The organism is Bartonella sp. AP58NXGY, from assembly GCF_042195785.1.
Classification (GTDB): Bacteria; Pseudomonadota; Alphaproteobacteria; order Rhizobiales; family Rhizobiaceae; genus Bartonella.
Genome location: NZ_JBHIOY010000167.1, coordinates 1 through 852 on the forward strand (window position 1 = coordinate 1; position 852 = coordinate 852).

Annotated in this window: 1 protein-coding gene; it reads right to left on the minus strand. The window is 33.3% G+C overall.

The window, feature by feature from the left end; all coding sequences use genetic code 11:
• The coding region (locus ACFINC_RS10220; protein ID WP_375617140.1) for an antA/AntB antirepressor family protein at window positions 1-313 on the minus strand (313 nt) is incomplete at its 3' end.
• Window positions 314-852 lie beyond the last annotated feature (539 nt).

Consider the following 852-nt stretch of genomic DNA (forward strand, 5'->3'; position numbering starts at 1 on the left):
ACTTTTTCTCACACTCAATAAAGTAACGACGAGCCTGCCTACCTTTCTCATTGCGTTCAACCATTGAGAGTTCTTTCGCCATGTTTAGTGTGATATGATATTCTTTACTTATAACATTTTTACGTTTCTCATTTTTGAGAAACGTAAAACCATAATCTTGATTTTCCAAAAATCCATATTCTTTAATACGGCGTACAATCCAATCTGCAAATTTAGAGTTAACTTCTAAGAACATATATAATTCACGTGCGTTAACAGTTTGCACAGTTTCTTGTCCAACAGCTTGTTCTGATATTTTAATTAGAGTGTTCATCTTATTAGTCCTTTGTTTTATAAGTTAAAGTATCCAGGGCTAAAACAACCGAACCAATTCAGTCCTTCACATCTTTAGGTTACCCTTGGACATACATGTGAAGACCCTGGACAAAATTTCTTATGATGGGCAACAGATCTTTCGGGATACTGTTGAACCGATTAGTTACGAGGTGTTTTAAGCCTGCCAATCAGACTATCGCTGTTCACAGAAACTGTCAATTATTTTTTGAAAAATCCTAAAAGTAATGACACTCTAAAGAATGCCAGGCGCTAACAAACACGGCGATTAGTCCGTCGTTACACTTTTCCCATAAGGGTATTGTATGGTGTAACTACACCCGACAAAATCATCATATATGCCAATTAAAGCATAAAAGATAGTCAGTTTTTATAACAGGATTAGGTTTATCGCAACCTATTCGCTTACTGTTTAGTGTTGTTAAGCACTTGATTATTTATATAACAAAATACGTATTTATTGTCAATTAATATTTTATCTTTTTTGATATTTTTTGTATTTTTTTAATACGTTATGTA